The 20240-nt window shown below is 64.4% G+C and carries 18 protein-coding genes, 1 tRNA gene and 2 pseudogenes; 10 read left to right on the top strand and 11 right to left on the bottom strand.

The window, feature by feature from the left end:
- Window positions 1-657: 657 nt before the first annotated feature.
- The 5 genes from MAA8898_RS14490 to MAA8898_RS14475 form a co-directional block, all read right to left on the bottom strand.
- Window positions 658-1950: a TRAP transporter large permease gene (locus MAA8898_RS14490; RefSeq protein WP_094021743.1), complete on the bottom strand. Its 1293-nt coding sequence runs from the start codon at window positions 1948-1950 to the stop codon at window positions 658-660.
- Entirely contained in the window at window positions 1947-2561 is a 615-nt protein-coding gene (locus MAA8898_RS14485; protein WP_094021742.1) for a TRAP transporter small permease, read from the bottom strand. The genes MAA8898_RS14490 and MAA8898_RS14485 overlap by 4 nt, the downstream gene beginning before the upstream one ends.
- 75 nt (window positions 2562-2636) lie before the next feature.
- Complete coding sequence (gene dctP / locus MAA8898_RS14480) at window positions 2637-3641, bottom strand: TRAP transporter substrate-binding protein DctP (protein WP_094021741.1); 1005 nt, start codon at window positions 3639-3641, stop codon at window positions 2637-2639.
- Window positions 3642-3977: 336 nt separating this feature from the next.
- Complete coding sequence (locus MAA8898_RS27295) at window positions 3978-4157, bottom strand: 3-keto-5-aminohexanoate cleavage protein (protein ID WP_217900500.1); 180 nt, start codon at window positions 4155-4157, stop codon at window positions 3978-3980.
- Window positions 4111-5487, bottom strand: a complete 1377-nt coding sequence (locus tag MAA8898_RS14475) for an aminotransferase family protein (protein WP_094021740.1) — start codon at window positions 5485-5487, stop codon at window positions 4111-4113. The genes MAA8898_RS27295 and MAA8898_RS14475 overlap by 47 nt, the downstream gene beginning before the upstream one ends.
- Before the next feature lie 256 nt (window positions 5488-5743).
- On the opposite strand from MAA8898_RS14475, the gene MAA8898_RS14470 reads away from it, so the two are divergent.
- Window positions 5744-6589 carry a carbon-nitrogen hydrolase family protein gene (locus MAA8898_RS14470; protein WP_094021739.1) on the top strand — a complete coding sequence of 282 codons (846 nt, stop codon included), beginning with the start codon at window positions 5744-5746 and terminating at the stop codon, window positions 6587-6589.
- A 60-nt stretch (window positions 6590-6649) separates the two neighbouring features.
- On the top strand, window positions 6650-10315 hold the full coding sequence (putA, locus tag MAA8898_RS14465) for a bifunctional proline dehydrogenase/L-glutamate gamma-semialdehyde dehydrogenase PutA (protein WP_094021738.1): 3666 nt from the start codon (window positions 6650-6652) through the stop codon (window positions 10313-10315).
- Here the strand turns inward: putA and MAA8898_RS14460 are convergent.
- On the bottom strand, window positions 10200-10493 hold the full coding sequence (locus MAA8898_RS14460; RefSeq protein WP_094021737.1) for a D-Ala-D-Ala carboxypeptidase family metallohydrolase: 294 nt from the start codon (window positions 10491-10493) through the stop codon (window positions 10200-10202). The genes putA and MAA8898_RS14460 overlap by 116 nt on opposite strands.
- 13 nt (window positions 10494-10506) lie before the next feature.
- Window positions 10507-10813 (bottom strand): annotated as a pseudogene (locus tag MAA8898_RS14455) (transposase); the annotation flags it as partial.
- On the opposite strand from MAA8898_RS14455, the gene MAA8898_RS14450 reads away from it, so the two are divergent.
- Together MAA8898_RS14450 and MAA8898_RS14445 are read left to right on the top strand one after the other, a co-directional pair.
- The gene (locus tag MAA8898_RS14450; protein ID WP_094021736.1) at window positions 10812-11285 is read left to right on the top strand and encodes a recombinase family protein; all 474 of its coding nucleotides are present in this window, start codon (window positions 10812-10814) and stop codon (window positions 11283-11285) included. The pseudogene MAA8898_RS14455 and the gene MAA8898_RS14450 overlap by 2 nt on opposite strands.
- The gene (locus MAA8898_RS14445; protein ID WP_176445170.1) at window positions 11282-11905 is read left to right on the top strand and encodes a recombinase family protein; all 624 of its coding nucleotides are present in this window, start codon (window positions 11282-11284) and stop codon (window positions 11903-11905) included. The genes MAA8898_RS14450 and MAA8898_RS14445 overlap by 4 nt, the downstream gene beginning before the upstream one ends.
- Here MAA8898_RS14445 and MAA8898_RS14440 read toward each other — a convergent pair.
- Window positions 11906-13181: pseudogene (locus tag MAA8898_RS14440) on the bottom strand (IS256 family transposase).
- A gap of 58 nt (window positions 13182-13239) precedes the next feature.
- Between MAA8898_RS14440 and MAA8898_RS14435 the strand changes: the two are divergent.
- The gene (locus tag MAA8898_RS14435) at window positions 13240-13506 is read left to right on the top strand and encodes a hypothetical protein (RefSeq protein WP_094021734.1); all 267 of its coding nucleotides are present in this window, start codon (window positions 13240-13242) and stop codon (window positions 13504-13506) included.
- Window positions 13507-13711: 205 nt separating this feature from the next.
- On the opposite strand, the gene MAA8898_RS14430 is transcribed toward MAA8898_RS14435, so the two are convergent.
- Window positions 13712-13801, bottom strand: a tRNA-Ser gene (locus MAA8898_RS14430).
- Between the two features lie 213 nt (window positions 13802-14014).
- Here MAA8898_RS14430 and MAA8898_RS14425 point away from each other — a divergent pair.
- From MAA8898_RS14425 to MAA8898_RS14410, 4 genes are all read left to right on the top strand, one after another.
- Window positions 14015-14911: an SPOR domain-containing protein gene (locus MAA8898_RS14425; RefSeq protein ID WP_094021733.1), complete on the top strand. Its 897-nt coding sequence runs from the start codon at window positions 14015-14017 to the stop codon at window positions 14909-14911.
- 568 nt (window positions 14912-15479) lie between these two features.
- Window positions 15480-16643, top strand: coding sequence for a D-alanyl-D-alanine carboxypeptidase family protein (locus tag MAA8898_RS14420; protein ID WP_094021732.1), 1164 nt, complete (start codon window positions 15480-15482; stop codon window positions 16641-16643).
- Entirely contained in the window at window positions 16640-17287 is a 648-nt protein-coding gene (gene tmk, locus MAA8898_RS14415) for a dTMP kinase (protein ID WP_094021731.1), read from the top strand. The genes MAA8898_RS14420 and tmk overlap by 4 nt, the downstream gene beginning before the upstream one ends.
- Entirely contained in the window at window positions 17284-18402 is a 1119-nt protein-coding gene (locus tag MAA8898_RS14410) for a DNA polymerase III subunit delta' (RefSeq protein WP_094021730.1), read from the top strand. Before tmk ends, MAA8898_RS14410 begins: the two co-directional genes overlap by 4 nt.
- A 39-nt stretch (window positions 18403-18441) precedes the next feature.
- On the opposite strand, the gene MAA8898_RS14405 is transcribed toward MAA8898_RS14410, so the two are convergent.
- Window positions 18442-19506 (bottom strand): Mrp/NBP35 family ATP-binding protein, encoded by a 1065-nt coding sequence (locus MAA8898_RS14405; protein WP_094021729.1) that lies wholly within the window; start codon window positions 19504-19506, stop codon window positions 18442-18444.
- Window positions 19499-19675, bottom strand: coding sequence for a hypothetical protein (locus MAA8898_RS26280; protein WP_176445169.1), 177 nt, complete (start codon window positions 19673-19675; stop codon window positions 19499-19501). Before MAA8898_RS26280 ends, MAA8898_RS14405 begins: the two co-directional genes overlap by 8 nt.
- Before the next feature lie 109 nt (window positions 19676-19784).
- Between MAA8898_RS26280 and MAA8898_RS14400 the strand changes: the two genes are divergently transcribed.
- Window positions 19785-19949, top strand: coding sequence for a DUF1127 domain-containing protein (locus MAA8898_RS14400; RefSeq protein WP_306456446.1), 165 nt, complete (start codon window positions 19785-19787; stop codon window positions 19947-19949).
- Window positions 19950-20240: the final 291 nt, after the last annotated feature.

Below are 20240 nucleotides of genomic sequence, written 5' to 3'. Positions count from 1 at the left end.
TCTGCCGCTTCTGACGCCGGACTTCGCCCATGACGTCGCCTTCCCCTTATCCTGGGCTTGCCTACCTTGGCGCGTTTCGGCTTGGGTGCCGCAATGGTTGGCCTGTCCCTCGCCATCGTTGGGACCTTTATGGCCGTCGTGAGGTGGGGCTGATCCGGATCATCCTTGAGCGTTTGGGCGCGGCGCGAACGATCGCAGGGGATAACCCCGTCGTCCATCGTCTTGCTCATCGCTACGTTCTCCCTTGTCGCATGAGAAGGAAATCATTGAGCCTTCATGTCATGCTCAAGTGTCCGGTCGAAACGGGGGCCAGTTCAGACGCGTCATTTTGCGACCAGATCGGCTGTCATGCAGAAGCCGCAAGGCACCTATGCGGCAATTGCTGTTCCAAGTTCGGGGGCGCAGGCTTAGTTGCACCTCATCACAATCGCGGCTTCCAAGGAGCAATACGATGTCTAAACTTGCAAGAGACGTGTTCGGCATCGCGGCGCCGGTAGCGGCCACAGCGCTGTTCATCGGTCTCCATTCCTGGCTGTTTGTCCTGTAGTCCTAGCCGCCCGAGGCATGCACGGCCTGGGCAGGGCTGATCTGATCGGCATCAGGACAGAAAAAGGGCGCCCCGGACGGGGCGCCCTTTTGCAGTTCGCTGGTCCCTGCCTACTTGCCGAGCAGAAGCTCCGGCAACCAGAGTGCCAATTCGGGAATGAATGTCGTCAGCATCAGCGTCGGCAACCAGGCGAAAACGATGAACACCAGGGTCGGCCAGAGCATCTTCGAGACCGGCACGTCGCAGACCTGAGCGCCAAGGTACAACAGCGGCGCGGTCGGCGGTGTGATGTTCGCCATTCCCAGGTTGACGCCGATCACCGCGGCAAAGTGGATCGGATCCATGCCCGTGCTCTGGGCGATCGGCAACAGGATCGGGGTCGCCAGGAGCAGGCCAGAGATATCATCCATGAGCATCCCGATCAGGATCATCACGACATTGATCATCAGCAGGATCACGATCGGATTGTCCGAAACCGAGTAGACCATCTTCTTTGCCAGATCGGGCGCGCCCTGCGCGATCAGGTTGTCGGAAACGATCAGGACCATGAAGATCATCACCATCACCACGCCGATCGTCACACCGGACGTCTGGATGGTCTGCGCCAGGGTTCTCCAGGTCAGGCCGCGGTAGAAGTAGATCGCCACCGGGATCGCATAGACGACGGCAATGCCCGCAGCCTCTGTCGGGGTCATGATGCCGCCATAGATGCCGCCCAGGATGATGATCGGCATCATCAAGGCGGGCCCCGCCAGCCGACCCTGACGCGCGAAGGTGGGAAGGAACGGCTTGGGGCGATCCGTCAGCTGGATATTGTGATACTTTCGCAGCATGTACTGGTTGGTCACGATCAGCAGAGTGATCAGGATGATCGCCGGAAGGACGGTGGACAGAAAGCACTTGAGCACATGCTGCTGTGCGACCCAGCCATAGAGGATGTGGGACGAACTGGGCGGGATCAACAGGCCCAGCGGGCTGGCGGAGACGATCAGCGCGGCGGATTGCCCGCGCGGATAATTGGCCGTTTTCAGATGCGGCATCATGATGCCACCGATACAGGTCAACGTCGCGTTCGCGCTGCCGGAAATGGATCCGAAAACACCACATGCCAGAACGCCGGCGGCGCTGAGACCGCCCTTGATATGGCCGATGAACATTTCGGCCAGCGCCACGAGGGGTGCGGCGATCCTGCCCCTTTCCATGATGCCACCGGCAATCATGAAAAGCGGGATCGCCAGAAGCACAAGCGAGCGAATGCCGGTCGATCCTGTGGGCAGGTAACCGGAGATCGACTGATCTCCGACGATGGCGATGAAGATCAGGACTGCCCCGAACGCCACATAGACGCTCACGCCCAGCAGCAGCATCACACATACAATTGCGAGACTTCCGGTAATTATCACGTGGACGTCTCCTTGGCGGTATCGGACTTCAGGGGAAGCCCAAGCCCTTTGCGGATATGCACATAAAGATACGCGCCGGTGAACATCGCCATGAAGCCGAAGGCAATCATGATCGCAATCCGCCATGACACGAACGGAATGCGCAACACCGGGGTTGCGCGCAGCCGCGGGAACGAGAAGTCGTCAAGCAGAGAGACGTAGCACGCATAAAAGAGAAACAGGATCACGATCAACTCGACCATGAGGACGACAAAGCCGCGCCACCAGATCCACTTTGGGTTTTGGATCACGATGCCCAGGATATCGGCGTTGATGTGCAAGTTGCGCGATGAGGCCAGGACGGCCCCGGCAAAAAAGCCCACGATGCTGAAGGCCAGCAGCCATTCCTCATAGGCGAAAAGGTCGCCCCCAAAGCCGTACCTGATCACCACGACGGCACCGAAGGTGAACGCCATGAGAAATCCGGAGATCGTCACGATCACCCTCATGACCAGGGCCACGAACTTCAGGGGGTACCCAATAATCGGCGGCAGTTCGTCCGTTATCTTTGTCTGGCCTTGAGTGACCGCATAGCCGAAGAACGACGGTTTCTCAGCTCTAGTGTTCGACATTTCACCCCCTGGTCTTCCTGTTCGTCTTGTCGAAAAAGGGCCGGCTATTTGCCGACCCTCCGGGTTCTCGGGGTGTCAGTTCTTGTCCGCCAGCATGCGGTCGACGATGTCCTGCCCGACGCTTTCGACCATCATCGGCCAGATTTCTTCGCGGATCTTCGCCGCGACCGCAGCCTGCTCTTCGTCGGTGTACTTCAGGATGGTATAGCCTGCTTCGACGAGCTTGGCCTCAAAGACCGCATCGTTCTCGCGATTATAGGCAAAGAAATCGTCCGAAGCCTTGGTCAGGGCCGCTTCCAGCACCGCGCGCTGTTCGTCGTTCAGCTTGGCGAGCGAGCGCTGCGACCCGTAATAGGTGGTCAGTTCCGAAATCGCGTTCACTTCGATGAAATGCGTGCCGACGTCGGATTGCGCGAAAATGGAATAGGTCGCCGTCTTGGTGCAGCAGATCGCGCCGTCGACGATGCCCGATTGGATCGCCGGGAAGATATCGCCCCAGGCCATGGTGGTGGCCTTGTAGCCAAGCGTTTCCACCATGGCTTTCACGATGGCCGACGACCAGACGCGAATGTTCATGCCCTTGTCGTCGAAGGTGTTGTAGTTCGTCGGCTCTTTGGTGGCGACAATGCCGACAAAGCCTTCGGGGTTCTGTGCGAAGACGTGCACGCCGTATTCGTCGGTCAGTTCCTGCAGCACCTGGTTGTACTGCGACTCCATGTTGCGCATGATGCTGTCCATCTCGTCCCAGCCGCTGACGAGGAACGGCATGGACAGGAACTCAAGGCGCGGGTCGGTGTCGGCATAGATGAAGGCCGAAGCCAGATCGATGTTGCCGCGGGCCACGTCCTCGAACAGCGCTTCGCCAGAGCCCAGCTGGTTTGCCGGGAACACGTTGATGGTCAGGCCCACGTTGGCGGCGGCAACGTCCGCCGCAACCTGCTCCATCATTTTCGTACCTTGGTGGTCGATCGGAAAGACGCCCGCAAAACGCAGCGTCACGTCTTGGGCAAACGCGGTCGTCGAAATCAGCGCGCTCACCGCACCTACTGTCAAAGCCTTGGAAAATTTGGTTGAAAACATCGCGATATCTCCCTGTTGTTTGTCATGATCCGGCCTAGAATCATTTGTTGCGCCACTTCACGGACGCGTCAATCAAGCCTAGGGAAATCGCCACCAGCCTGCAAATTATTTCTCCATGGCCCTGATTCTTATAACAATATTTCCATGACCTCGGGGCAGCCGGGTCCGCCGGCGACCTCCCGGTTTGTGTCCGCGTCGAGGCCGCCCAGGCAATCCCGGGCGTCGCGACGGCCAGCCCGCCGAAGGCCCCCGCAGGCGTCAAGGCCAATGCTGTGGTGCAGGTCGATACCCACCTTCGCCGCCCGTTTTAAGGATCGCGCGCGTGCGGGTGGAGGATCAAGGCCCCGCCTGTCCCGTCTCGATCACCGTCTTTGCGATCTGGTCAGGGGTGAGGGGCAGACGCGGGCTCACGCTCGGGGTGCGGACCGATCCGGTGGCGGCACCGGTCAGGATGATCTTGCGCGCAGCGTCAACTCTCCAGTCTGATTTCCCGGGCGAAGGCTGCCAGGCTGTCATCGAGGATATCCAGGATCTCGCCGATCTGGGGCTCGGTCACGATCATCGGCGGGCAGATCATGAAATGATCCCCCTCTATTCCGCCCCGGGTGCGGCGCGCATAGGTGATCAGGTTGCGGTCATGGCAGAGGTCCACGAAACGTTCATAGGCGTTCAGCGCCTTTGGCAGCGGTGCCATGGTTTCGCGGTCGGCGACCAGCTCCAACGCGCACAACAACCCCTTGCCGCGCACATCGCCGACCAGGCGGTGGCGGTGCATCAGGCCCTCCAGGCCGGTCATCAACAGATCGCCCATCGCCCGGGCGTTGCTGATCAGGTCGAGCCGGTCGATTTCCCGCAGCACCGCCAGCCCGGCGGCACAGGCCAGCGGATTGCCGGCATAGGTGTGACCATGGGCAAAGCCGCCGGCATCCAGCACCTTTTCGACCATCCCCTCGTCCGCGATCATCGCGCCCAGCGGGACGTAGCCGGCGCCAAAGCCCTTGGACAGCGCCACCAGATCGGGGCGTATATTCCAGTGCTCGGATGCCAGGAACCTTCCGGTGCGCCCGACACCCGACATCACCTCGTCCATGATCAGCAACACGCCGAACTCGTCGCAGATCTCGCGCACCTGGCAGTAATAGCTGTCGGGCGCCACCAGCGCCCCGGTCGAGGCGCCGCCCACCGGTTCCATCGCAAACGCCAGCACGCTCTCGGGCCCCTGGGCGATGATCTCGTCCCGCAGCATCTCGGCGTATTTGAGGCCCCGGTCGTGGTCGGACAGGTTGTCGCGATCCAGGTAGCAGGTCGGCGCCGGGATCTTCGGCATCGCGGTCAGCAGGGGTTTGAAGGCATCGGTCAACGGCCCGTACCCGGTGAGCGCAAGCGCCCCCAGGGTCGACCCGTGATAGGAGGGAAAGCGCGAAATCACCTTCCAGCGGCTCCCCTGCCCCACGGCGACAGCCCACTGGCGCGCGAACTTCACGCAGGATTCCATCGCTTCGGACCCGCCCGAGACGAAAAACACCCGGTTCAGCCCCTCGGGCATCCGCTCTGAAATTGCGCTGGCCAGTTCCTCGGCGGGACCGTTTTCGAAATGCAGCCGATAGGCGAATGTCGCGCTGTCCATCTGCGCCTTCATCGCGGCGAGCACGTTGGGGTTGGAATGACCGATGTTGCTGACCATCGCCCCGGACGACCCGTCGATAAAACGGCGGCCGGTCCGGTCCCAGATGTGGATCCCTTCGGCGCGGTCGACCTCGGGGCGGCGCTTGCGGTTTTGATAAAACAGGTTGGATGTCTTCACGTCGGGCTCATCTCGGTGATGCCCTGTGCGCGGCAGGGCCATTGGTCCGCCTGCCCAGCTTGTGCGCGCCGCCGCTTTCGCACAACCCGTCATGGTGCGGCGCCCAGAGAAAACATGCTGGCAAACCCAACAAATCCGGTGCAATCTCAGTGTTCTTGACAAACGCGAGCCGCATTTCCCACGTCGGAACTGCGCCGACGATAGGACGCCACGGCACGCACGACCGGCAAGGCAGCCCGACGCAAACGAGTTTTCGTTGTTATGGTCAACCCGGTCCACGAAGGAGCATGTCGGTCGAATGACGTCACAAGAAACCCTGAGCCTGCTGGCCTGCCAGATCGAAATTCCGCCGACGCCGGACGCCGCAGCCCGCGACAGGCACCTTGCCGAGACCGCCGCGAAAATTCGGGCACGGCTGGCCGAAAAACCCGCCGACATCGTGGTCTTGCCCGAGCTTTCCAGCATCGACTATTCCCGCTCCGCCTTTGCCCGTCTCGACGAGATCGCGGAGCCGCTGGACGGCGCCTCGTTTCAGACCTGGTCGGCGCTGGCCGTCGAATGCGGCGTGTTTGTCTGCTATGGATTGGCCCGGCGCGACGCGACCGGCACCTATATCTCGATGGCCGTCGCAACGCCGCAAGGCACGCTTGCGGGGCATTATGACAAGTTGCACCTTTGCCAATACGGCGCGTCGATGGAAAAGGAGTACTTTTTCAGAGGCAGCGGAATTTTCACGTTCAGGATCAAGGGCTTCACCCTTGCTCCGATCATCTGCTACGACATACGCTTTCCCGAGTTGTCGCGCGTGCTGGTTCTGAAACACGGCGTCGACGTGATCCTGCATTCCGGCGCCTATTTCCGCGATCCGAGCTTTCCCACTTGGCATGCCTTCGCAACGACCAGGGCGATCGAGAACCAGGTGTACTTCCTGTCGCTCAACCGCGCGGGACAGGACTACGGCAATTCGCTGTTCTGCTACCCCTGGATGGACGACACCTCTGGCCCGCAGCCTTTCGCCGAGCACGATGAAGACTTTCGCTACCTCGAAGTTGACCGGCAGCACATCGGCGAGGCCCGCGCCGACTATACCTTCCTGAAGGACCGATGGGACAGTTACGACCGGCCCTGCCTGGTTCATCCGTGACCGCGCCGACCGAATAGAACTGGCACAGCCAGCACAAACGACAATTGGGAGACACGCACCATGACCAAGGCTTCTGCTGCAACCAGGGATATCGACAACCCGTACCGCGCCCGGGTGCGTGCGAATTACACCGCCGAGGAAGCCGCGCTGCTCCGGTCTCTTGCCTCCGGGATCAAGCTGTCCCCGGAAGAACGCAACAAGGCCGCCGCAGCAGGCGCGACATACGTCAAACGGGTCAGAAGCGAGACCAAGCCGTCGATGATGGAGGCGTTCCTGGCCGAATATGGCCTGTCGACCTCCGAGGGTGTGGGCCTGATGTGCCTGGCCGAAGCCCTGCTTCGGGTGCCGGATGCGGAAACCATCGACGACCTGATCGAGGACAAGGTCGCGCCGTCCAACTGGGGCGCGCACCTGGGGCATTCCTCGTCCTCGCTGGTGAACGCCTCGACCTGGGCGCTGATGCTGACCGGCAAGGTGCTGGACGACGATCCCAGGGGCCCCGCGCGGGCCCTGCGCGGGCTGGTCAAACGTCTGGGCGAGCCGGTGGTGCGCAACGCCGTCGGTCAATCCATGAAGGTGCTCGGTCGCCAATTCGTTCTGGGGCAGACCATCGAGGAAGGCATGAAGAACGCCAGAGATCTGGAAAAGAAGGGCTTTACCTATTCCTACGACATGCTGGGCGAAGCCGCGCGCACCGATGCCGATGCCGTGCGCTATCACGCCGCCTATGCCAAGGCGATCACCGCGATCGCCAGGCAGGCCAAGGGCGATGTCCGATCCTCGCCCGGGATCTCGGTCAAGCTGTCGGCCCTGCACCCGCGCTATGAATACACCCACAAGGCCACGGTGATGGCCGAACTGGTGCCGCGCGCGGTCGAACTGGTGAAACAGGCGGCGGCGGCAGGTATCGGATTCAACATCGACGCCGAGGAGCAGGACCGGCTGGACCTGTCGCTGGACGTGATCGAGGCGATGATGGCGACGCCCGAGCTTGTCGGCTGGGACGGCTTCGGCGTGGTGGTGCAGGCCTACGGCCGCCGTGCCGCGCCGGTGATCGAGACGCTATACGACATGGCCGAACGGTATGATCGCAAGATCATGGTGCGGCTGGTCAAGGGGGCCTACTGGGACACCGAGATCAAGCTGGCGCAGGAACTGGGGGTCGAGCGTTTTCCCGTCTTCACCCGCAAGAACAACACCGACGTCAGCTACATGGCCTGTGCGCAAATGCTGCTGGACCGGCGCGACCGGATCTATCCGCAGTTCGCCACCCACAACGCGCACACCTGTGCGGCCGTCGTGCAGATGGCGGGCAATGACAAGGACAGCTTTGAATTCCAGCGCCTGCACGGCATGGGGGAATCGCTACATCAGATCGTCAAGGAGTCCGAAGGCACCCGCTGCCGCATATATGCGCCGGTCGGTGCGCATCAGGATCTGCTGGCTTACCTGGTCCGCCGCCTGCTGGAAAACGGGGCCAATTCGTCCTTCGTGAACCAGATCGTCGATCCCAACATCCCCGCCGAGGCGATTTCAAGGGATCCGGTCGCCGAGATGGAAAAGCTGGGCGATCAGATCGCCAGCCCGTCGATCCGGCAGCCGTCCGACCTGTTCGCGCCGCACCGGCCCAATTCCAAGGGCTACCGCATCAATGAACCTGCGTCGATCCTGCCGCTGATGGCGGCGCGCGAGGCCTACGCCGATGCGACCTGGGATGCCGGCCCGATGCTGGCCGGTGGCCACGTCTCGAACGGACCAAAGCGCGAAATCCATGCGCCGGCCGACAGCACGCGGCGGGTCGGCACCGTTCAGGAGGCGACGGCCGAGGATGTCGCCGCAGCGCTGGACGCCGCCGAGGCGGGGTTCAGGGACTGGTCGGCAACGCCCGTCGCCGAGCGGGCGAATGTGCTGCGCAAACTGGCCGACATGTACGAGGACAACATCGCCGAACTGACCGCGATCACCACCCGCGAAGCGGGCAAGACCGTGCTGGACGGCATCGCCGAAGTGCGCGAGGCGGTCGACTTTTTGCGGTACTACGCCAACGAGGCAGAGCGTCTTAACGAAGACGAACCGGGCAACCCGCGTGGCATCTTCGTGTGCATCAGCCCGTGGAACTTTCCGCTGGCGATCTTCACCGGCCAGATCGCGGCGGCGCTGGCCGTGGGCAATGCCGTGCTGGCCAAACCGGCCGAACAGACCCCGATCATTGCCGCGCGGGCGGTGCAGATGCTGCGCGACTGCGGGTTGCCGGAGGCCGCGCTGCAACTGCTGCCCGGCGACGGGCCCACGGTGGGCGGCCCGCTGACCAGCGATCCGCGGATTGCCGGTGTCTGTTTCACCGGCTCGACCGAGGTGGCAATTATCATCCACAAGGCGCTGGCGCAGAACGCCGGTCCGGACGCGGTTCTGATCGCGGAAACGGGCGGCCTGAACGCAATGATCGTCGATTCCACGGCGCTGCCGGAACAGGCGGTCCGGGATATCCTGATCTCGTCGTTCCAGTCGGCCGGCCAGCGCTGTTCGGCGCTACGCATCCTCTACGTCCAGGAAGACGTACACGACAAGCTGATGGAGATGCTGTCCGGCGCGCTGGATGCGCTGGTGATCGGTGACAGCTGGAACCTGGATGTCGATGTGTCGCCGGTGATCGACGTCGATGCGCAAAAGGACATCATGGGTTACATCGACCAGCACCGGAAGGCGGGCACGCTGGTCAAGACGCTGCCAGCCCCCGAGGGCGGCACTTATGTGACGCCGGCAATCGTGAGGGTCCGCGGCATCGCCGACATGGAGCGCGAGATCTTCGGGCCGGTTCTCCATGTGGCCACGTTCAAGGCGCAGGAGATCGACAAGGTGGTCGACGCCATCAACGCGCGGCAATACGGCCTGACCTTCGGCCTGCACACCCGCATTGACGACCGGGTGGAGCAGATCATCGACCGGATCCAGGTCGGCAACTGCTATGTGAACCGCAACCAGATCGGTGCCATCGTCGGCAGCCAGCCGTTCGGCGGCGAAGGCCTGTCCGGAACTGGCCCCAAGGCTGGCGGCCCCCTGTACCTGACGCGGTTCCGCAAGGTCGGAACGACCGCCAGTCATCCCGCACCTGCGGGAAACGCGATCAGCGAGACGGACCTGACCAAGGCCCTGACCGCGCTGGATGCGCGAAACTGGGCGGCGCGGCCCGACCGGGTGCAGGCCCTGCGCACCGCGCTCAGCGACCGATCGGGCCTGGTGCGCAAGGCCCTGTCCGAAACAGCCGCCTTCGACATGGCGCCGCAGACGCTGCCCGGGCCGACCGGCGAAAGCAACCGGCTGAGCACCTATCCGCGTGGCACCGTCCTGTGCCTCGGCCCGACCTCGGAGATCGCGATGGCGCAGGCGATTCAGGCGCTTGGGGTCGGCTGCGGCGCGGTGATCGCGGTTCCGGGGTCGCCGGCGCTGGCCAAACCTTTGTCGGATGCCGGGGCGCCGGTAAGGGCGCTCGACGGGACGGTTGATCCCGGTGTGCTGACACATGTCTCCGGCGTCGACGTGGTGGCGGCCGCAGGCGCATCGGACTGGACCCGCGCCCTGCGGATTGCCCTGTCGCAGCGCGCTGGCCCGATCATTCCGCTGGTGGTCGATGCGATCGCGCCGGAACGCTTCGTGCTCGAACGCCACCTGTGCATCGACACGACCGCGGCGGGTGGCAACGCCAAACTGCTGGCCTCTGCCTCGTGACGGGATGCCGGCTGTTGCGCCCGATATGACACGGCGTTTGCGGACCGGTTCGACCCATGGCGATGTCGAAGGCGGCGTCATCCGAGTGCCTGGAGTGCGCTGCCCCGCCGACGGTGCGGTTTGTTTCGGGGCGGCAGGACGATCGGCGGCTTTCGCTGACGGGTTGCGCTTCGTCAATGGCGTGTCGCCAGCAACGTGTTTCCCAGCAAGTCTTTCAAGACGACGTTATCCAGCATGGTGTCTGCCAGCAGGCGCTTGAGCTTGGCGTTCTCATCCTCGAGCGCCTTCAGCCTGGCCGCCTCGGACACTTCCATCCCGCCATATCTGGCCTTCAGCTTGTAGAACGTTGCCGTGCTCAGGCCATGCCTGCGGCACACCTCGGCCGTCGGCATTCCGTTCTGCGCTACGATTGATCCACTGGATCAATCGCTTAACGCTTGAACCCTGTTCCTTGATCATCCCGATTATCTGCGCCTCGGTGAAACGGCTCTTTCTCATGTGTCTGCTCCTTCAGGGTTGGCGCAGACTCTACATTACGGTGAGGGATTTCGCGGGGGGCAGGTCAAGGGTCGTCGTTCATTCCTTTAGCCGATACTTCCGGGATGCCGTGGAGGCAGAGCTTTCCATTCGCGCCTTGCGCAAGCGCGGGATCGAGGTGGTGAGCGTCACCCAAGAGGTGGGCCACGACGAAATCGGCGATATGATGCGTCGTCTCATCATGCTCGTCGACGAGCATTCCTCTCGCGAGACGTCAAAACATGTGAAGCGTTCCCTGCGTGAGAATGCAAAGCAGGGCTTTTGGTGCGGCAGCCCAACCCCTTACGGCTTCCGCACCTATGTCGACTCGCATCGAGGCGAAACTGCCAAGAAAAAACTGGAGCCGAATCCCCTCGAGGCGGAGGTTGTTCGGAAAATGTTCGACCTGCTGGAAAACGGAGACGGCCAGTCCGGCCCCATGGGGTCAAGTTGATCACCGTCTGGCTGAACGAGAACGGTTTTCGAACCCGGCGTGGAAAACACTGGACGATCGGTATGGTTCACCAGCGGCTGACGGACAGCGCGGTCAAGGGTGACTACCTCTACGGAAAAAAGGCGGGCCGCGAGACAGCCATCCACGTTCTGGTCCCGGAAATTATTCCTCCACATCGCTTCGACATGGCGCAGAAAATACTTCGCAAGCGGAATCCCCAAATAACCGCGCCGCGCACTACCACCAGTAACATCCTGCTCTCGAGGATCGCCGTCTGCGGCCACTGTGGTTCGGGAATGGTGATCGATACCGCTAAGAGCGGAACATATCGCTATTACAACTGCTCCGGGGAGAGGCGTCGTGGCAAGTCGACATGCCCGGGTATGCGCGTTCCCATGGAGGCGTTCGACCAGTTCGTTATCGAGACGGTCAGCACACACCTGTTCTCAAGCCAGCGGGTTCGCGAAATGCTCTCGAACCTGATGGAGCGCCAAGCGATCAGGCGCCATGAGAACAGCGGCCATCTGGACCGGATCCGCACCGAGCTGAACGAGGCGGAAAAAGATAGTGTCCCACGGCGTGGTGTAGGATCGCCGACCCTCGGAGAGGTCAGGGTTTGATCAGGAAGCCACAGCGGGCAGCCTGACGGTGGGATTGTCGGTCACGCGTGCGAGAGTTTCAAGGCTCATGTAGCGTCTTGCGACAGCCCATTCATCGTTTGTCTCCAGCATCAGCGCACCGACCAGGCGGATGATGGCGTCATCATTGGGGAAGATGCCGATCACGTTTGCCCGGCGCTTGATCTCTCGGTTCACCCGTTCGAGCGGATTCGTCGAGGCGATCTGGGCCCAATGCTCTCGGGGGAAGTCCATGTAGGCGAGGACGTCGTCGCGGGAGGCATCCATGAAGGCACCGAGCTTGTCCTGCTTTTCGCGGAGCGCGTCGGCGACGGTGTCCCATTGCGCCTCGGCATCAGCCTTGGTTTCCTGAGCGAAGATGGTTTTCAACATCGCCGCCACCGCGGTGCGCTGCTTGGCCGGGGCATGTGCCGGGGCGTTTCTCATCCAGTGCACGCGGCACCTCTGATGGGTTGCGGTGAAGACCCGGCGCGTGGCCGCCCGCAGGCCCTTGTGGTCGTCCGCGATAACCAGTTTGACGCCGCGCAGGCCGCGGTCGGCCAGGGATCGCAGGAAATTGGTCCAGAAGGGTAAGCGGGATCAGAAAACAGTCTGGGGGACTGTTTTCCCCCGCGCACGCTTCCGACGGGCCGGCGGCCACGCCCAGCACCTCGCGCTTGCCATCTTCATTGACCGCCACGGCCACTATCACGGCACGGCTGACGATGCGCCCGCCTTCCCGGACCTTGAGGTACTTGCGCAGGCTCACTCGAACGCATGGCGTTCGCCTGCTCACATCAAGCCAGAGGTAGGGCCAGGCGCCCTCAAGTGGCCGGGTGAGGAAGGCGTTCACCCTTTCGTCAATCTCGGCGCACAGCCGGCTGACCTGGCTCTTCGACATCCCGCCGGCACCCATCGCCTTGACCAGGTCATCGACCGAGCGGGTCGAAATGCCCTGGACGTATGCCTCCTGAATAACGGCCACCAGGGCCTTCTCGGCGGTGCGCCGGGGCTCCAGAAAGCTCGGGAAGTAGCTGCCCTTTCTGAGCTTGGGGATCTCCAGCGCGATCCGGCCGGCACGGGTGTCCCAGTCGCGCTCGCGGTATCCGTTCCGCTGGACCTCGCGCAGGGGCGAGCGCGTGCCCTTCGTCGCGCCAGTCCGCACCTCAACCTCGGCCTCCATGATCCGTTCGGCCGCAAAGGCCAGCATCTCGCGAACGAGGTCGCCATCGGCCCGCTGTTCAACCAACTCGATCAGCGCCATTCTGTCGTCGGTCATCGTCATCTCCGTTCTTGGTTCAAGGTCTCGCAACCCGAACCTTTTCCGAAGATCGACGGTGACCGCCAGCGTCACCCACGGCCGCGCGCTACGCTACGCCGAAGGCTCCGCGCGCGGCCTCCTACACCACCACCAGGGACACTGCCCGGAAAAAAGGCTCGGGCGCTTCTACGATGCCATGGAAGACGGCGCGATCGATCCTTCCGAACCGACGTTCAAAGAGCGGCTGGCCGCACTCACCGAAAAACGAAACCTCGCCAAGGCCGACGAGGAACGCGCCCTGGCCGAGCTCCAGCCGACCGCCAAACTGACCGAAAAGCCGTGAAGAAGTTCGCCGACTTCGTCAGAACGCAGCTCAGCGAAGGCAACCTCCAGTTCAAACGCGAGTATCTAAGCGCCGTCCTCCACAAGACCATCGTCAATGAAAATAGCGTGAAAACTATTATAGATCAAAGAGATATAGAATCTGCGGCGCTGAGCCACGCGACGGGAAACACCGGGCCTACTGTAGTGCCCATTTTTTTCGGGAATGGCGGAGGCTGTGGGATTCGAACCCACGGAGGGCTCTCACCCTCAACGGTTTTCAAGACCGCCGCATTCGACCACTCTGCCAAACCTCCGTTGCCGTCTTCGATAGTGACCTCTTTCCGATTCTGAAAGCACACCCGGCGAAAATCCGACCTCGCCCGTATTGCAGGCTTTCCTTGGCGCGTACGACAGGGTAGTCTTGCCGCAAAAGGAGCCGACAGAGCTCCGGTGAGGCTTTGCGCGACCGGGAAAACCCGGCGCATGTCCGGGGATCCCCGTGACAGGACTAGGGCAAGAGGCAAGACATGAGCGGTATCCTATCGACCTTTTCTGGACTCCTGCGTCTCTCCGTGGCGGGGACGACGTTGCTGGTGGTGTCCGGCTGCGCGGACGGCCAGATGCCGTCCTTCCTGAAACCCAAGGCCGGCGGCAGCGACGAGGTTGTCGCGCGGGCCAGCACCGCGGAGACCCGCGGCGCGCCCCGGGACGTCGAGGCGCCCGAGATCTTCCAGGCGAAGGAGGCCGGCCTTTGGGACGGACGCCCATCGCTTGGCGGGGTCTGGGTCGCGCATCCCGACGTGCAGGAACCCGAACGCATCATCATCCGCAACCAGCAGAACGGCAAGTTCGTCATCGGCGCGCTGTTCCGCAAGGAGCGCGAGACGCCGGGGCCACGGCTCCAGGTGTCCTCGGACGCGGCCGCCGCCCTGGGTGTGCTGGCCGGACAGCCGACAAACCTGGACATCGTCGCCTTGCGCCGCGAAGAAGCGCCTGAACCCGACATCGCCGCCGTGACCGAAGACCCGCTGGGCGCGGTTCCGGCGGCTCCGGCCGTAGCAGAGACCGCACTGGACCCGGTGGTCGGCGGTGCGGCCGCGGCGATCGAGACGGCGTCGCTCACGCCTGCCGCCGTAGAGGCACGCCCCGAACCGCGGCCCAAACCGGCCGCTCCGCCGGCGGCATCGACGCTGGCCAGGCCCTACATCCAGATCGGCATCTTCAGCGTCGAGCAGAACGCCAACAACACCGCGACGGCGATGCGGCAGGAGGGCATGGTGCCCACCGTCAAGTCGCACAGCTCGCAGGGCAAGAAGTTCTGGCGGGTGGTCGTCGGTCCGGCGCAGACCAAGGACGAACTGGCGACGCTGCTCGCCAAGATCAAGGGCACCGGCTTTACCGACGCCTATGCCGTGAGCGACTGATCCGGGCCGGGCAGGTCGGCGGGCCGGTTTCCGCACCCGCCGACCCATGAAGGAGGCGCACCCGTCAAGGAGGCACCCCGGTGGCAGGAGCGTCCCCCATGGTGGCGATTGGCCTGAATGCCCCTGCCCGTTCGATGCCCCAGGGAACTCTCTGCCCGCGATTTCCGCATCGCGGCCGGCCGGCGAGACCGTCTCATATCTCTTCACACGGTACTCAACAGTCCGGGCGGACGTCGTTCCACGTCCCCCCTGCCCGCCGGGACATTCCCGCACAGACGGACCGACACGCACGGGCCGATACGGGACAAGACGCCAACGGCCTTCCCCCCTCCGCACGCACGCCCGATCAACGGCACCACCGTGGCGCAGGTGCGGGCCGGGAGGTGCCTGACCAAGGTGACAACCAACCTTGCCCCGCCTTGCAAAAGCCGAACGACCCAACCGGGCGGAAAGAGCCCGCCGCAATGACCGGTCGATGCGCGATTGCCCGCCCAGCCGGGATGACAGCCGCCGCCGCATGGGCGATAACTGCGCAGACCGACCCGCCAAAGTGACTCGGAGAACCGTGATGAGCCTGATGTCCCGCAGCCTTCTCGCCGCCGCCATGATGGCGATGGCGACGCAGGCCCCGGCCTTTGATACCCGCGCCGCCGCCGCCTTCGTCATGGACCAGACGACGGGGACCGTGCTGCTGGCCAAGCGGGCGGACGAAGCCCTGCCGCCCGCCTCCATGTCCAAGCTGATGACGCTCTACATCGCCTTCGAGGCGATCCGCGACGGGAGATTGCAGCTGGACGAACGGTTGCCCGTCTCGGCGCATGCGATGTCCTTTGGCGGGTCGACGATGTTCCTCGACACCACCGACCGGGTCAGGGTCGAGGACCTGTTGCGCGGCATCATCGTGCTGTCGGGCAACGATGCCTGCGTCGTGCTGGCCGAGGCGCTGTCGCCCGATGGCACCGAGGCCGGCTTTGCCCGCATGATGACCCAGCGCGCGCAGCAGATGGGCATGACCTCGTCGGTGTTCAAGAACGCCTCCGGCTGGCCGGCGGACGGGCACGTCATGTCGATGCGCGACCTCGTGCTGCTGGCAAGCCACATCATCGAGGATTTCCCGCAGTTCTACCCGATGTTCGCCGAGCAGAAGTTCGAATTCGACGGCCGCGCGCCCTCGAATGTCAGCAACCGCAACCCGATCCTGGGCCTGGGCATCGGTGCGGACGGGCTGAAGACCGGGCACACGCAAGAGGCCGGTTATGGCCTTGTCGGTTCGGCCAAGAGCGGCGAGCGGCGGGTCGTCTTTGCCATCACCGGGCTGGACACCACCCGCGCGCGGGCCGAGGAATCCGAATCCATCGTCAACTGGGCCTTCCGGCAGTTTGCGGAACAGACCGTGGTGACCAAGGGCAAGTCGATCGCCAGCGCCGAGATCTGGATGGGGGCGCAGGACAGCGTGGGACTCGTGGCCGAAAAAGACGTGACACTGCTGTTGCCGACCATGGGGGCGGGCAGCATCAAGGCCGAGGTCGTCTACACCGGGCCGATCAACGCGCCGGTGGTTGCCGGCCAGAAGCTGGCCGAACTCATCATCCAGCCGGACGGTTTGCCGGAGACGCGGGTGCCGCTGGTCGCCGCCGAAAACGTCGACGCGGGCGGCTTTGTCGACCGCATCCTGACGGTCAGCGGCCTGCTGATGAAGCGCTATTCCGAAGAGCCCGGAGAGGCGATGTGACAGCACCCGAACGGCCCTGGCCCGGTCTCTTCGTCAGCTTCGAAGGCATCGACGGGTCAGGCAAGTCCACGCAGGCGCGGCGGTTGCATGACCACCTGCGCGGTAGCGGCCATGCCGCCGTCCTGACGCGCGAACCCGGCGGCAGCCCCGGCGCCGAGGAAATCCGCGCGCTGGTCCTTCAGGGCGAGCCGGACCGCTGGTCGGCCGAGACGGAGCTGTTGCTGTTCACCGCCGCGCGGCGCGATCACCTGGAACGGGTGATCCTGCCCGCCTTGCAGGCCGGGCAGATCGTCATCTGCGACCGCTTTGCCGACAGCACGCGGATGTACCAGGGGCGCGGCGGGTTGCGCGCCAAGGTCGATGCGCTGCACGCGCTGATGATCGGCATCGAGCCGGACCTGACCCTGCTGGTCGACATGCCGGCCGAGGCGGGCCTGTCGCGCGCCAAGGCCCGCGCCACCGCCGAGGAGCGCTTCGAGGACTTCGGCCTTGGTCTCCAGCAGAAGATGCGCGCGGGTTTCCTGGCACTCGCCGCCGAATACCCCGCGCGGTTCCGGGTTGTCGACGGCAACCGCGACGTCGATATCGTGGCAGAGGAGATCCTGGCCACCGTCACCCCTCACCTGCCCTGCCCCGTCTCATGAGCGATCTGTCCGACCTGCCGGAACCCGACCGCCTGGAAGGTGCGCCGCATCCGCGCGAAACCGCGCGCGTGCTGGGTCAGGCGCAGGCGGAACAGACCTTCCTGGCCGCCTACACGTCCGGCCGGATGCACCACGGCTGGCTGCTGACCGGGCCGCGCGGCCTGGGCAAGGCGACGCTGGCCTGGTCCATCGCGCGCTTTCTGCTGGCAACGCCGCCGGCCGAAGGTGACGGCCTGTTCGGCGCACCGACGCCGCCCGACAGCCTGCACATCGACCCGGACCACCCTGTCGCGCGCCGGACGCGCGCCCTGTCCGAGCCGGGCCTGTTCCTGCTGCGCCGCGGCCCGAACGAAAAAGGCGACAAGCTGGCGGATGTGATCCGGGTGCAGGAGGTGCGGCGGCTGGGCGGATTCTTTGCCATGTCCGCCGCCGATGGCGGCCGCCGTGTCGTCATCGTCGACAGCGCCGACGAGATGAACACCCAGGCCGCCAACGCGCTGTTGAAGATGCTGGAGGAGCCACCCGCGCGCACCACGCTGCTGCTGCTCAGCCACCAGCCCGCCCGCCTGCTGCCGACGATCCGGTCGCGCTGCCGCACGCTGCGGCTGGCCCCGCTGGACGCGGATGACATGGCCCAGGCGCTGGCCCAGGCGGGCGCCGAGGTTGCCCCGGACGAGGTGGCCGCGCTGACCGTGCTGGCCGAAGGGTCGGTCGGGGCGGCGCTGCGGCTGATCACGCTGGACGGGCTGGCGCTCTACCGCGACATCCTGGGCCTGCTGGGCAGCCTGCCCGCGCTCGACCGTCCGCGCCTTCTGGCGCTGTCTGACAGCTGCGCCGGCAAGGGCCGCGAAGAGCGGTTGGACCTGCTGCTGACCCTCACCGGCCAGATCGCGGCCCGGCTGGCACGCACCGGCGCCACCGGACAGCCCCCGGCCGAGATCCTGCGCGGCGAAGCCGAGCATCTGCTGCGGCTGTCGGCGGACCCGGCGGCGGGGCGGCGCTGGGCCGACACGATCCAGACCGCAGGCGACCGCGCGCGCCATGCCCGCGCCGTCAACATCGACGCGGCGGCGCTGGTCACGGACCTGTTCCTGCAACTGCAAAGGGCGGCCTGACCGGGCCGCCCCAGGGTTTTGCCGCCGACACGTGTGACGTCAGACGATTCCGCCCTGGATCAGCCGGTCCGCCAGCGCCGCGTAGGCCTGCGCCATCTGGCTGTCCCCCAGCGCGATCGGCCGCCCGCCATCCCCGCCCAGCCGCGTGTCCAGATCGATGGGCAACTGCGCCAGCAGCGGCAGCCCCAGCTTTTCGGCCTCCGCCACCACCCCGCCATGACCGAAGATATGGCTATCCTTGCCGCAATGCGGGCAGGTGAAGACGGCCATGTTCTCGATCAGGCCCAGCACCGGCGTATTGAGCGTGGCGAAAGCGTCCAGCGCCTTGCGCGCGTCCAGCAGCGCCACGTCCTGCGGGGTGGAGACCACGATGGCCCCGGCCACGTCGCCCTTCTGGCACAGCGACAGCTGCACATCGCCGGTGCCGGGCGGCAGGTCGACCAGCAGCACGTCCAGCGTGCCCCAGTTCACCTGCGTCAGCATCTGTTGCAGCGCGCCCATCAGCATCGGCCCGCGCCAGACCACGGCCTTGTCCTCGGCCAGCATCGAGCCGATGGACATCAGCGTCACGCCATGCGCCTTCAGCGGCTGGATGATCTTGCCGTCCGGGCTTTCGGCGCGCTGGGTCAGGCCGAACATGCGCGGCTGCGACGGGCCGTGAATGTCGGCGTCCAGCAGACCCACCTGCTTGCCCGCCCGCGCCAAGGCCACGGCGAGGTTGGCCGAGACGGTGGATTTGCCCACGCCGCCCTTGCCCGACCCCACGGCAAGGATCGTGCGGACTCCGGGCGGCTTCATGCCGCCTGCCTGCGGTTTCGGATGGCCGCCCACCTTCAACTGCGGCGGCGCCTTGGTCGCGGTCGGCGCGGACAGCACGGCCAGCGCCGTCGTCACCCCGTCGACCGAGGCGGCGGCCCGTTCGGCGGCCTGGCGCAGGGGCTCCATCCGCTGCGCCATGTCGGCGCTGGGCGCCTCGATGACAAAGCGCACCGCGCCCGCTTCGACTCGCAACGCTCGAATCATGTCTCTCGAAATCAGGTTTCCGCCATCCGGCAGCTCCAGCCGCGCCAGAACCGCCTCAACCTCTGACTTTACGTCACCCATGCAACATCTCCATCACCCTGCCCATTTTTTCAGCTTCGGCCTCTGTCGACCTCGACCGCTTAGGTTCTTGTGCCTGCAAGACAAGCTTAACCATCAAGAAATGCTCACTTTTCATATGCACTTTCTGCATAGCAGCATTGACGCGGCGGGTATTGTGCAGTCGCAGCATTTGGCCCATCTTCAGTCCAACGAAACAACAACACACAAAACGAGGCACGTACACAATGGCCTTTGCAACTGATAACTTCTCGAACACCCAGACCGGTTTTGGCGCCCGCGTGAGCAGCCTGATCACCGCCTACCAGACGCGCCGCGCCAAGTCGCGGGTGTTCCGTCAGACCTACGCCGAGCTGTCCACCCTGAGCGACCGCGATCTCGCGGACCTCGGCCTGGCCCGCAGCGAAATCCGCCGGGTGGCCTGGCAGGCCGCCAACGAGGCGTAACGAGGTCCGGGCAGGACACGCCTCCCAGCGTCCCGCCCACTCCGGCGCCGGCTTCGTCCTGAACGGAACCGGCGTCCCGAATACCGGGGCACATGGCCCAGACATTGCGGGTCTCTCCTCCCATTGGCCCGCGATACAGCGCGGCGGCACCGCTCCTCCTCCCAGGTGTCGCCGCGACGAAATTCGGGGACGCGCGCGTTCCCAACACATGCAAGGCCCTCTCCTCCTCCCTGGGCCTTACATAGGCGGCGGCACCTCTCCTCCTCCCTGGTGCCGCCGCACATCCTTCCC

It is taken from the genome of Antarctobacter aquimaris (assembly GCF_900184945.1).
GTDB lineage: Bacteria > Pseudomonadota > Alphaproteobacteria > Rhodobacterales > Rhodobacteraceae > Maliponia > Maliponia aquimaris.
This window is presented reverse-complemented; position numbering and strand designations above follow the sequence as displayed.

Bases quoted from the DNA above. Each gene is read 5' to 3' on its own strand.
- MAA8898_RS14485 (WP_094021742.1), bottom strand. From the start codon at position 2,561: ATGTCGAACACTAGAGCTGAGAAACCGTCGTTCTTCGGCTATGCGGTC.
- dctP (WP_094021741.1), bottom strand. From the start codon at position 3,641: ATGTTTTCAACCAAATTTTCCAAGGCTTTGACAGTAGGTGCGGTGAGC.
- MAA8898_RS27295 (WP_217900500.1), bottom strand. From the start codon at position 4,157: ATGACAGCCTGGCAGCCTTCGCCCGGGAAATCAGACTGGAGAGTTGAC.
- MAA8898_RS14475 (WP_094021740.1), bottom strand. From the start codon at position 5,487: ATGGCCCTGCCGCGCACAGGGCATCACCGAGATGAGCCCGACGTGAAG.
- MAA8898_RS14470 (WP_094021739.1), top strand. From the start codon at position 5,744: ATGACGTCACAAGAAACCCTGAGCCTGCTGGCCTGCCAGATCGAAATT.
- putA (WP_094021738.1), top strand. From the start codon at position 6,650: ATGACCAAGGCTTCTGCTGCAACCAGGGATATCGACAACCCGTACCGC.
- MAA8898_RS14450 (WP_094021736.1), top strand. From the start codon at position 10,812: ATGTGTCTGCTCCTTCAGGGTTGGCGCAGACTCTACATTACGGTGAGG.
- MAA8898_RS14425 (WP_094021733.1), top strand. From the start codon at position 14,015: ATGAGCGGTATCCTATCGACCTTTTCTGGACTCCTGCGTCTCTCCGTG.
- MAA8898_RS14420 (WP_094021732.1), top strand. From the start codon at position 15,480: ATGAGCCTGATGTCCCGCAGCCTTCTCGCCGCCGCCATGATGGCGATG.
- MAA8898_RS14410 (WP_094021730.1), top strand. From the start codon at position 17,284: ATGAGCGATCTGTCCGACCTGCCGGAACCCGACCGCCTGGAAGGTGCG.
- MAA8898_RS14405 (WP_094021729.1), bottom strand. From the start codon at position 19,506: ATGGGTGACGTAAAGTCAGAGGTTGAGGCGGTTCTGGCGCGGCTGGAG.
- MAA8898_RS26280 (WP_176445169.1), bottom strand. From the start codon at position 19,675: ATGCTGCGACTGCACAATACCCGCCGCGTCAATGCTGCTATGCAGAAA.